11 protein-coding genes are annotated in these 10,270 nt (G+C 42.3%); 7 read left to right on the forward strand and 4 right to left on the reverse strand.

Features of this window, described 5'->3' with window-relative positions:
* Positions 1 to 123: 123 nt before the first annotated feature.
* Entirely contained in the window at positions 124 to 1,104 is a 981-nt protein-coding gene (locus JOC94_RS22060; protein WP_077109548.1) for a metal-dependent hydrolase, read from the reverse strand.
* Between the two features lie 140 nt (positions 1,105 to 1,244).
* Here JOC94_RS22060 and mutY point away from each other — a divergent pair, with 140 nt between their 5' ends.
* From mutY to JOC94_RS22085, 5 genes are all read left to right on the forward strand, one after another.
* A complete protein-coding gene (mutY, locus tag JOC94_RS22065; protein WP_077109549.1) occupies positions 1,245 to 2,363 on the forward strand; it encodes an A/G-specific adenine glycosylase in 1,119 nt (372 codons plus the stop codon).
* A 7-nt stretch (positions 2,364 to 2,370) separates the two neighbouring features.
* Positions 2,371 to 3,120 (forward strand): enoyl-[acyl-carrier-protein] reductase FabL, encoded by a 750-nt coding sequence (gene fabL, locus JOC94_RS22070; protein ID WP_077109550.1) that lies wholly within the window; start codon positions 2,371 to 2,373, stop codon positions 3,118 to 3,120.
* Positions 3,121 to 3,232: 112 nt separating this feature from the next.
* A complete protein-coding gene (locus JOC94_RS22075) occupies positions 3,233 to 3,496 on the forward strand; it encodes a gamma-type small acid-soluble spore protein (protein WP_139345529.1) in 264 nt (87 codons plus the stop codon).
* Positions 3,497 to 4,067: 571 nt separating this feature from the next.
* Entirely contained in the window at positions 4,068 to 4,598 is a 531-nt protein-coding gene (ntdP, locus tag JOC94_RS22080) for a nucleoside tri-diphosphate phosphatase (RefSeq protein WP_077109552.1), read from the forward strand.
* A gap of 96 nt (positions 4,599 to 4,694) precedes the next feature.
* Complete coding sequence (locus tag JOC94_RS22085) at positions 4,695 to 6,440, forward strand: ABC transporter ATP-binding protein (protein ID WP_077109553.1); 1,746 nt, start codon at positions 4,695 to 4,697, stop codon at positions 6,438 to 6,440.
* 405 nt (positions 6,441 to 6,845) lie between these two features.
* On the opposite strand, the gene JOC94_RS22090 is transcribed toward JOC94_RS22085, so the two are convergent.
* Together JOC94_RS22090 and JOC94_RS22095 are read right to left on the reverse strand one after the other, a co-directional pair.
* Positions 6,846 to 7,919 carry an FUSC family protein gene (locus tag JOC94_RS22090; protein WP_077109554.1) on the reverse strand — a complete coding sequence of 358 codons (1,074 nt, stop codon included), beginning with the start codon at positions 7,917 to 7,919 and terminating at the stop codon, positions 6,846 to 6,848.
* 769 nt (positions 7,920 to 8,688) lie between these two features.
* Positions 8,689 to 8,871: a hypothetical protein gene (locus JOC94_RS22095; protein ID WP_077109556.1), complete on the reverse strand. Its 183-nt coding sequence runs from the start codon at positions 8,869 to 8,871 to the stop codon at positions 8,689 to 8,691.
* A 246-nt stretch (positions 8,872 to 9,117) separates the two neighbouring features.
* On the opposite strand from JOC94_RS22095, the gene JOC94_RS22100 reads away from it, so the two are divergent.
* A complete protein-coding gene (locus tag JOC94_RS22100; protein WP_077109557.1) occupies positions 9,118 to 9,540 on the forward strand; it encodes an ion channel in 423 nt (140 codons plus the stop codon).
* A 66-nt stretch (positions 9,541 to 9,606) separates the two neighbouring features.
* Positions 9,607 to 10,077 (forward strand): thioredoxin-dependent thiol peroxidase, encoded by a 471-nt coding sequence (gene bcp / locus JOC94_RS22105; RefSeq protein WP_077109558.1) that lies wholly within the window; start codon positions 9,607 to 9,609, stop codon positions 10,075 to 10,077.
* Here the strand turns inward: bcp and JOC94_RS22110 are convergent.
* Positions 10,058 to 10,270 (reverse strand): hypothetical protein (locus JOC94_RS22110; protein WP_205180368.1); only part of this gene is annotated, 213 nt, incomplete at its 5' end. The two genes, bcp and JOC94_RS22110, sit on opposite strands and share 20 nt — an antisense overlap.

Genomic DNA, 10,270 nt, shown 5'->3' on the forward strand with positions numbered 1-10,270 from the left:
GTTTCTAGGCAATTCAAGTATAAAAGAATTGGATGTTTGCGTGTATATTTTTATGTGCAAATTATGTGGAAACCCCAACATTTAGTATAGAGCCAAAAAAACACAGTGCCTAACACTGTGTGCTTAATCGGTAACAACCTGTAGTTTTTTTCTCAGCTTTTCTTCGCTGTACACCCAACCGGTATAAGATGTGATCAATTCTAAGTCCTCGTCAAGCTTGACGATGGCAACAAATGGATAATGTCCATTACTGCGATACCGGAGATCAATAAAACGCACTTCGGTATACTGATTGTATTCTTTTATCTCCCAGCGATAAACCGGTGAAAATGATAGAAAGGCTGAAATATTTTTGTCTTGTAAGGCCGCTTTTATAACAGGTGTGTCCGGAACGGGAATCCGTTTAAATTTGTCAAAAATTGTAATCGACCGCCTGTAGGCTCTCCCTACGTAATAATAGTCTTTGGCGGTGACGGCAATTCTCCATTGGTTAAAGTACATTGTAGATGCAATAATGATTCTTTCAGCATCCGGAACTGTTTTTAACACAGCGGACTTGACCATTTGCTGCATGACAAAACGCAGAATATAATATAGGAAAATGATCCCATACATAATAAGGAATGTATATCCGGGAGGCGCACCGAGCAGCCATATTAGAATGCCGGCCACGTGCAGGCCAAAAATATAAGGGTCAAATGTATTGATCATCCCAAGGGCAACCCACTTTGAGGAAAAAGGTCGCAATGCCTGTGTACCGTATGCATTGAAAATATCCACAAACACATGCATAAACACAGCGACGAGTGACCAAATCCACAAGTGCAGCCAATTTGTTTCCGGGAAAAAGAAGTAAACGAAAGCGGCTACGACCACCGACCAAATAAAAATGGCGGGGATCGAGTGGGTAATGCCTCTATGATTACGGATATACACCGCATTATTCCGGAGCTTTAAAAGTGTATCTATGTCAGGAATTTGCGAGCCGATAATTGCAGCAACGAGCACGCTCTGAGTATTTACAGTAGATTGTGCCACAACTGGATCAAGTGTGGCTAGCCCGCCGATTGCAAATCCCATCACAACATGGGTAGCTGTGTCCAATCTAGATCCTCCTTCGTGAAGGGATTCTTTCTTTGTCAATCATATTCTTTTTAAAATTAAAAAGCAATAGGCGCAGTATGATTGTCATTATACTATTCCCTAAAAAAAGCAGGAATAATCATGAATAAAGGGGTTTGAAGATGGCTTTAACCGAAAGAATAAACATGCCCAAAGTAGAAGAATTTCAACAAGATCTTATTAGTTGGTTTGAAGCGGAACAACGGGATCTTCCGTGGAGAAAGGACAATGACCCTTACAAAGTATGGGTTTCGGAAATCATGCTGCAACAGACGAGGGTAGAAACTGTCATTCCCTACTTTCAGCGTTTTTTGGAAAAATTTCCGACGATTGAATCGTTCGCGGAAGCGGACGAAGAATCTATTCTTAAAATATGGGAAGGTCTTGGATATTATTCCCGTGTCAGAAATTTGCACTCAGCGATAAAAGAAGTGGTTGCAAATTACGGGGGAAAAGTTCCGGATCAAAAAGAAGAAATTTTAAAATTAAAAGGAGTCGGTCCATACACCGCAGGTGCGGTATTAAGCATTGCTTATGGAATACCTGAACCAGCGGTAGACGGAAATGTGATGCGGGTATTATCCAGAATTTTATTGATTACGGAGGATATTGCTGTCCCCGCTTCACGCAAAACGTTTGAGGCATGTGCTCGAGCATTGATGTTTGAGCCGAATCCTTCTTACTTTAATCAAGCGTTAATGGAGCTAGGAGCCCTTGTCTGTACGCCGACGTCACCTGCATGTCTTTTATGTCCGGTGCAAAAGCATTGTTCCGCTTTTGAAAAAGGAGTCCAGGATCAACTTCCTGTTAAGACCCGCAAAAAAAATACAAGACACGATGAATTGGTGGCAATTGTTTTACAAAATGAGAAAGGAGAATTCCTGATTCGCAAAAGGCCTGGGAAGGGGCTTTTAGCTAATTTATGGGAATTCCCCAATATTGAAACGCGCCCTGTACTGGAGCCATATGAAACGCTTCAAGACTTTTTGATGACGAAGTACTCGGTTGATGCAGAGGTTACTCCTGAGTCTTTTACGATGGTTCACCATGTGTTTACCCATTTAAGATGGACGATTTCCGCTTTTTCCGGAAAAGTGGTAAATGGCAGACTGGAGGAGGATGAGCGGATACGGTTTGTCACGGAGGAGGAAATGGGAGAGTTGGCGTTTCCTGTTTCCCACCAAAAAATTTGGCAGGCTTATAAAAGCCATGTAAAATACGAAAGAGAAAACGAAAGGTAGGATTTAGATGAGTAATAAAGTAGCACTCGTTACAGGTAGCAGCAGGGGAGTTGGAAAAGCTGCCGCCATTGCTTTGGCTGAAAAAGGTTACGACATAGTAGTAAATTATGCGCGGAGCAAAAAAGCCGCCCTCGAAACGGTTGAAGAGATTGAAAAGCTGGGAAGAAAGGCGTTGCTCGCGCGGGCGAATGTCGGAGATGTTGACAAAATAAAAGCGATGTTTGAAAAGATTTCGGAAGAGTTTGGACGCCTGGATGTATTGATCAATAACGCGGCATCCGGCGTTTTGCGTCCGGCAATGGAGCTTGAAGAATCCCACTGGGATTGGACAATGAATATTAACAGTAAAGCACTGCTTTTTTGTGCCCAAGAATCCGCAAAGTTAATGGAAAAAAACGGTGGAGGAAAAATTGTCAGCCTGAGTTCTTTGGGCTCCATTCGATATTTAGAAAATTATACAACAGTCGGAGTATCAAAAGCCGCCGTTGAAGCATTGACACGCTATTTGGCGGTGGAGCTTTCCCCGAAAAATATTATTGTGAATGCCGTATCCGGGGGGGCTATTGATACGGATGCATTGACACATTTCCCGAATCGCGAGGAGTTGTTGGAAGACGCCCGAAAAAATACACCTGCAGGACGCATGGTCGAAATTGATGATATTGTCAAAACGATCATGTTTCTCGTTTCAGATGATGCGTCCATGATCAGGGGCCAGACAATTATCGTTGATGGAGGCCGCTCTATCCTCGTTTAAAATACTTATCCAAATTTGGTACGTGTATGGCGGATTGGTTTTTATTTTTGCCCAAAAAATTGGATAACAACATACACCTCTGGTTACATTAAGAAACGTGGAGGTGAGAATGATGGCTAAAAGAAACCAATCTGAAACAAACGTTCAAAAAGTAAGGCAGCAAAATGCACAATCAGCGGGCGCTCAAGGCCAATTTGGCACTGAGTTTGCGAGCGAAACAAACGTGCAAAAGGTAAAACAACAAAACGCACAATCAGCTGGTGCCCAACAACAAGGCCAATTTGGCGCTGAGTTCGCCAGCGAAACTGATGCACAACAAGTAAGACAGAAAAACCAACGTGCTGAGGCACGCAAAGGCCAAAACGCCGGACAGTAACGCATATATGTAAGTGAGCGGCTGCTTTTCACATGAAGAGCAGCCGCTCATTTTTTGTATCATTTTTCTATGCTGTGCTGGGAGGCGCCGATTAAGCCTGCGCCGAACAAGACATTTAAGTTCCGGCGAAGCGACAGGATGTCGCCGATTGAGACTGCCCCCGTACAGGAGGTCCAAGCAAGTGCCGGCTCTAGAGTAAGGAAAAATCGTCAGCATATCAGCGGGCGAGTAAAAGCGCGAATTGAATATGTGGTGAGGAAGACCGCGGTCAGCGGTTCAAGTTAAGCAGTAGGAAAGAAAGCAGTACATCCAAAGATGCTGTTTATGATGGTAAGTCGGCAGCTTTGCGCGGAAAGTAGAAAAGCCGTTTTTTGGAAAATTTTTGTTGTCTGGTACGCGACTCGCGCTCTTTTTAAGAAGCCCTTCAGTTTTAAAAATGTGCTTAAACCGTTATAATAGTATCGGATAGTTTATCGTATTATATGTAAAAGGCATTTTTTAATATGAGGCGCGTGGTGTGAGACGCTCCTATTACGGTGCGCTCTTTTTTATTTAGAAAGTAGGGGAGACGATGGATATTCCCGCGGAAGGATCAAATATTCAAATACAAAGCTATAAACACAACGGCAGCCTACATAGGATTTGGGCCGAAACTAAAGTGTTAAAGGCGACAAATCATATGGTGATCGGCGGAAACGACCGAACACTCGTAACGGAAGCGGATGGCAGGACTTGGATGACACGTGAACCTGCAATCTGTTACTTTCATTCTGACTTGTGGTTTAACATTATTTCGATGATCAGAGATGACGGTATTTACCACTATTGCAACCTCGGCTCGCCATTTGTGTATGACCGGGAAGCATTAAAATATATTGACTATGACTTGGATATAAAAGTATTTCCTGACATGACTTTTACCCTTTTGGACGAAGACGAGTATGAACACAACCGAAAGTTGATGGGATATCCGGATGTAATCGATCATATCTTGAAAAAAAATGTGGATAAGCTTGTACGCTGGATCAGGCAGGGGAAGGGGCCCTTTTCCGCTGACTTTATTGATATTTGGTATGATCGCTATTTAACATATTTAAGTTAATCCCTGTTGGCGTTTCTCGGCAGGCTTTATTTATTGTTGGCAAAAAGAAGCTGACATCAGAAATTAGGGCATTTGCCCTTCTTTGGGGGGAGTCGCATGGGGATCATTAAAAGGTATTTGGCTTTCGTAAAGCCGTATCGTTGGAAAATTATTGGAACACTTTTCATAGGAATTATTAAATTCGCGATACCGCTGTTAATTCCTTTTTTAATGAAGTATGTGATAGATGATATCATTACTGCCAATCATTTGAGTGCCGATGAAAAAACATCCACATTGTTTATCACGATGGCCGTTATGATGTTCATATTTGTTATTATAAGGCCGCCTGTTGAGTATTACAGGCAATATTTTGCGCAATGGACCGCGAGCAAAATATTGTATGATATCCGCGATCGGCTGTTCACGCATATTCAAAAGCTGAGTTTTAAGTTTTATTCAAACACTCGTTCCGGAGAAGTGATTTCCAGGGTCATTAATGATGTCGAAGCAACAAAGGACTTTGTGATTACCGGGTTGATGAACTTGTGGCTGGATGCGGCTACAGTCCTTATCGCGATCGCCATTATGTTTACACTTGACGTACCTCTCACAATTGTATCGCTTGCCGTATTCCCGCTTTATATGATATCGGTACGCTATTTCTTTGGAAATTTACGGAGATTGACAAGGGAGCGTTCCCAAGCGTTGGCCGAGGTCCAAAGTTATCTGCACGAACGGGTCCAAGGGATGCCTGTTATTAAAAGTTTTGCAATTGAAGACCATGAACAAACCCAATTCGATAAAAATAATACAAACTTTTTGCAAAAAGCGCTGAATCATACGAGCTGGACGGCAAAAGCGTTTGCTGTTGTCAATACAATTACGGATATTGCCCCGCTCATTGTCATCGCCTATGCCGGGTACCAGGTCATTCATGGAAATCTCTCGATCGGTACGATGGTTGCCTTTATGGGATATGTAGAACGATTGTATAATCCGCTTCGCCGGTTAATGAACTCTTCAACTACACTTACCCAATCGATTGCGTCGATGGATCGTGTCTTCGAGTTGGCCGATGTCAAATATGATATTGCTGATGAACCGGGTGCGGTGGAAGTTGGAGAAGTCCGGGGCAATATTCGTTTTGATGATGTTTCTTTTTCCTATAGTGAAAAGGAAAAGCTCGTGCTTCGAGACATTAACTTAGATGTAAAAGAAGGGGAAACGATCGCGCTTGTTGGAATGAGTGGAGGAGGAAAATCATCCCTTGTCAGTTTGATTCCGCGTTTTTATGATGTAACGAAAGGGAAAGTCTTGCTCGATGGAATAGACATCCGAACCTTGAAAGTCCGCAGCTTACGCGATAAAATCGGAGTTGTTTTACAGGACAATATTTTATTCAGCGACTCGGTCAAAACAAATATTTTGCTCGGAAAGCCTGACAGCACCGAGGAAGAGGTGATCAGAGCGGCCAAAGCCGCCAATGCACACGATTTTATCATGGATTTGCCCAATGGGTACGAGACGACTGTCGGAGAACGCGGCGTGAAATTGTCCGGTGGACAAAAACAAAGGATTGCCATCGCAAGGGTTTTCTTAAAAAATCCGCCTATACTTATATTGGATGAGGCAACATCGGCTCTTGACCTGGAAAGTGAACATTTAATCCAGGAAGCCCTTGATGAATTGGCGAAAAATAGAACGACGTTTGTCATTGCGCACAGACTATCAACGATTACACATGCCGACCGGATTGTATTGATTGAGCATGGAAGAATTGTTGAAGTGGGAACGCATGAAGAGCTTATGAAAAGGCAAGGGCATTACTACTCCCTTTTCCAAGTACAGCAGTTGGCATGAAAAAGCCGGAGGAAGAGAACCTCCGGTTTTTTTTATGTGTATCATTTTGTTTATGAGATCCAGCATGAACTGGTAGTACCACCCTCCGCTTGTAAACACCCGATTCAATAGAAAAAAGCTTCGACTGCGACACATCGCATTGTTTTTCAAGGATATCGGTCACAAAGATGTATAAAGGATGAGGAGCTTCGATACATGTTACCCACGTAGAAAAAAGTGTGGGATGTTGCTGTCTGAGCTTGCCAATATGACGCTTTCGATCTTAGCCTTTGCTTCTGGAGGTCCGCAAGACTCAGGGGCACCACATTGTGTGGCACCCTTTGCATGATCCACCCCTTTTAGGCCAACCACTGCTGCCCGAAGTTTCATTTTAATTCATGATAAGCATTATTTGATTCATATAAATTATGAAGGTAATGTCACCTGGGTTTCGTCTTCATGGAATGTTTGAGAAGTTCGGATCAACTTTTCCAGTTGCTCCAATTGTTCTTCATATTCAATGATCGCGGTCAGCACCCGCATTAAATGGTAAGGCTGAAATTCATCTTCTATATTATCTCTGCGAATTTCGGCTAAATAGGCATCCCGCAGCTGGTCCCTGCTCGATTCGCCATAATGAACATCATCAAGCTCTGCTTCCGGTTTGACCCGTCCGATAAACTTCAAGAGCAACTGGTCATGATAGCTCATTAAGAGATCAAGCCTTTCCCGTGTTTCCACTTGAAGCGTTTCGGGAAGCTGGAGTAGGATATTCTCATATTTATGCTGGAGTTTCAAGATGTCATAGCTCTTTTGTGTCACTTGGATCATTTGCCTGTAGAGGACAAGTTTGCGGAGTTTGGCATAATCTGTTTTTTTAAAATAACTCCGTTCTTCTTCATACATGGAATACAGTTGATTTACTTTCGTTAATCTCTTTTTGATTGTTTCAATATCTTCTTTCAAAAGCTCGTCTTCGGAGGCGAATCTCGTCGTAAGTCTAAGCCACTTTAATATGTCTTCCGTTACTTCCGAAATGCTTTGAAAAAGTCTTGTTTCATATTTCGGGGGAAGGAAGATCAAGTTGACGACAAAAGCACTTAAAATACCAATAAAAATTGAAAATGTACGTAAAGAAGCATAGTACAGGAATTCATCAACCGGTGCTTCCATAATGGCAATAATCGTAACGAGCGCCAGCCTAATCGAATTCTCCAGCTTCAACTTTAACATGATTCCGATCGCTACGATCGCAGCCAGTCCGATGATCAGCAAATGATTCCCAAACAGCAGGGTAAAGGCGATGGCCAGTAAAGCACCAATAATATTTCCTTGTATTTGCTCTACAACAGATAAGTACGAACGATAAATGGTCGGCTGGATTGCAAATATAGCTGCTATTCCTGCAAACAGAATTGGTTGCAAATTAAGAAGCTGAGCGATATAAAGTGATAACGTAATGGCTATTCCCGTTTTTAACATGCGGGCACCAAGCTTCATATTCAATAGTTCCTTTCTGTTAGGAAAATCGCTATTACGAGCGTTTCCTTCATTTCAATTTTTTAAAAGCATTTTCCACATAGGAAATGGTATCCATTATATCCTATGCGAGTGGCTTATTTGTATGGCTTCCCGAGGCAGAAGTTTGAAGAAGTTGACACATGTTTTTTCTGCCTGTTCATCATATATCTCTTTTTCGCGGGTGTGCGCCTTTCAGACGATCGCCGGTTTTTCTGCCTGAAATCCTATCTTCAAGGAGGCGCCAAGTCCTTACTTATATCCACCTCTTTTGAGGAATTTCCAAACAAGCAATTCTGTTGAAAGAATGGAAGCGGGTTTCCGGCGATTGCCCCCGAGCAGAACCAAGGAAGCGACACCTTTTATTGTTTTTCCCGCCATAACCACCGACCGGCAAGTCCGTGCCGATCATTTTTCCCGTGGCAGCCAAATCTTCGTTTTGGACACCATCCATACATAAAGGGAAGAGAGATCACCTCATTATAAATCACGAGTGCTTCATGATCATGTGCTATTTCATTTACTTTTTCAAGAAATCCGTTTTTAGAATCACCAATCCATAGCTTCCAGCCATCATCTGAAATCAAAACAGCTGGCTATTTTCACTGCTCAGGCTTCATGGCATGTTCAACTCCTCAATATGATTGAACAGTAATGATCATAACTCCTCGGAGGAGGCATGCTAAAATTGTTAAGAACCTGACCCTTCCACAACGAGTGCGAGATCAAAATGACCATAATAACTTAAAGCTCATGCTTCCGGATTGTGGACATAACTGCTTTTTGTTCCCAAGCTTTGTCCAGTGAAGGAGTCATTTTTCAGCATTTGTGCAAAGTTCACTTCAAACAACACTCCTGTTTCGTCGCTAACCTTGGCAACATGAGGATGGGAAAGGGCGGTAATGTATATGGCTCCTAAGTAATCAATCTCCATTATATAGGCTCCGTAATCGGCAGGCGTACCGCCCTCTACTGTTTTAAAAGCGCGGGAAAGGCTGTTTCATCCTCCCGTGATTAGTGCTTCTTTATGTAAAATTGATACCCTCAGAAGTAAAATCCTTCATATATTTTAGTATGCAAGTGATCTTCACGCAATGATTTTGATGATTCTTCAACGGGCGTCATAGCAATAAATAATCGAACGTAAGATGAAAGACAAGGGTTAAAGGAGTTGATGGGGATGTGGTACATTTTATTTTTAGGAGTTGTCATTTGTATATTGATGGCTCTTAGAATGCTATTTTTCCCCACAAGGTTCAAATTCAAAGAAGTGTCTTTTGAAAATTTCATTTTTCTGGCAATCACATATGCCGTTATCATGGTCGGCTTCGGAATGCTTTACCTCCTTCTGGAATTGAAAGGTTATCGGGTTCTTTATGATGACGCAGCTTCTTCTGCCCCACAATCATTTTTTTCCCGGCTGGGAACCTCCATCTATTTAAGTGCCGTCACCCTTTTTTCCGTAGGCTTTGGGGATGTCGCTCCCATTGGTATCGGTCGCTTCCTTGTCATCATTGAAGCACTCCTTGGTTATACGATTCCGGCTGCCTTCGTTGTTCGTACCTTTGTTGATTTTGATCCTGCCTCTCGGGGTAAAAATTAGAATAATTGTATTTGTCTTTAATTTTGTGTAGGCTTATAAGAGATGATCATGACAGGAGGCGATTTTATGACAGTAAAAGAAATGGAAATGGCTCCGGATTTTTCATTGCTTGCAAGCAATGGGAAGGAAGTTAGCTTATCTGATTTTAAAGGGAAAAACGTCGTTTTATATTTTTATCCTAAAGATATGACACCTGGATGTACAACGCAGGCATGTGACTTCAGAGATATGCATGAAGACTTCGCAACGCTTGATGCAGTCATTTTGGGAGTCAGCCCCGATCCGTTGGACAAGCATGAAAAGTTTATTGAAAAGCATGGCTTGCCATTTTTGCTTCTCGTCGATGACAACCACGAAGTGGCGGAAAAGTATGGTGTCTGGAAGTTGAAAAAGAACTTTGGCAAGGAATATATGGGAATTGAGCGTTCAACTTTTATCATCGATAAAGAGGGCAGGATCGCCAAGGAATGGAGAAAAGTAAAGGTTAAGGGGCACGTGGAAGAAGCCCTGCAGTACATCAAAGATCATTTATCGTAAATGTATTTGCCCATTTTTCGATTTTATACGGCTTTTGTCCATTCAAGTTAAGTTCAAATACATAAAGTAACATTACAGGGCATACCTCCTCAGTAAAAAATAGACTCTCGGCATTCGCCGAGTTAGATGGGTCAAAGGATCTCTTGACCCAACTGTTTGATTCCCCTCCTACTTTGTAGGAGTTTTTTATTTT

The sequence above is a fragment of the Siminovitchia thermophila genome (assembly GCF_016909185.1).
Classification (GTDB): domain Bacteria; phylum Bacillota; class Bacilli; order Bacillales; family Bacillaceae_C; genus Siminovitchia; species Siminovitchia thermophila.

Bases quoted from the DNA above. Each gene is read 5' to 3' on its own strand.
- mutY (WP_077109549.1), top strand. From the start codon at position 1,245: ATGGCTTTAACCGAAAGAATAAACATGCCCAAAGTAGAAGAATTTCAA.
- JOC94_RS22085 (WP_077109553.1), top strand. From the start codon at position 4,695: ATGGGGATCATTAAAAGGTATTTGGCTTTCGTAAAGCCGTATCGTTGG.
- JOC94_RS22075 (WP_139345529.1), top strand. From the start codon at position 3,233: ATGGCTAAAAGAAACCAATCTGAAACAAACGTTCAAAAAGTAAGGCAG.
- JOC94_RS22100 (WP_077109557.1), top strand. From the start codon at position 9,118: ATGTGGTACATTTTATTTTTAGGAGTTGTCATTTGTATATTGATGGCT.
- fabL (WP_077109550.1), top strand. From the start codon at position 2,371: ATGAGTAATAAAGTAGCACTCGTTACAGGTAGCAGCAGGGGAGTTGGA.
- ntdP (WP_077109552.1), top strand. From the start codon at position 4,068: ATGGATATTCCCGCGGAAGGATCAAATATTCAAATACAAAGCTATAAA.
- bcp (WP_077109558.1), top strand. From the start codon at position 9,607: ATGACAGTAAAAGAAATGGAAATGGCTCCGGATTTTTCATTGCTTGCA.
- JOC94_RS22095 (WP_077109556.1), bottom strand. From the start codon at position 8,871: ATGGAGATTGATTACTTAGGAGCCATATACATTACCGCCCTTTCCCAT.
- JOC94_RS22090 (WP_077109554.1), bottom strand. From the start codon at position 7,919: ATGAAGCTTGGTGCCCGCATGTTAAAAACGGGAATAGCCATTACGTTA.